General features: G+C 70.6%; 1 protein-coding gene. It reads left to right on the top strand.

Annotated features, from left to right (window positions below; all coding sequences use genetic code 11):
- Positions 1-548, top strand: a 548-nt coding sequence (locus tag ASD66_RS24765) for a hypothetical protein (protein ID WP_235530096.1), incomplete at both ends; no start/stop codon positions are given.

Genomic DNA, 548 nt, shown 5'->3' with positions numbered 1-548 from the left:
CTGGTTCCGCGATCCGGGGGGACGCTGGACCATCCACACGACCGGCCCGACCGAGCTGACCTGCCCGCGCTACTTCGGGTCGGTCGCGGGCGGGACCCGCGTGCCGGGCATCGACGTGTCCTGGTCCGACGACCTCACGCTCGAGGTGACGCTCGGTGACGACCTGACCTGGCGGATCGAGCTGGGCGCGACCTCGGCGACCCGGATGATGACCGGGATGGGTGGGGTGCTTCCCGAGGCGGGCTGGAACAGCAACGTCGTGCTCGGTGCGATGGGACCGATGGCGCGCACGATGCTGCACACCGGCCGGATCCGACTCCGCGGAGCGACGCCCAACGGCCCCCACTTCAAGGCCGCGCCGTTGAAGATCTGGCGTGTGGTCGGCAGTGCTGCGTCGTACCGGGGTGAGGATCTCGGTGCGCCGGCGCCGCTCGACGAGCAGACCCGCCTGGGTGACTTCTGGCTGCCGCAGCGCGGCGTCTTCTTCGTCGGGCGGGCTCGATTCACACCACCGATCGAGCAGATCGACAGCGGGGCAAGCGCTGCGA

The organism is Nocardioides sp. Root151, assembly GCF_001427925.1.
GTDB lineage: Bacteria > Actinomycetota > Actinomycetes > Propionibacteriales > Nocardioidaceae > Nocardioides.
The sequence above is the reverse complement of the archived record's forward strand: the minus strand, read 5'-3'. Positions and strand labels throughout refer to the sequence as shown.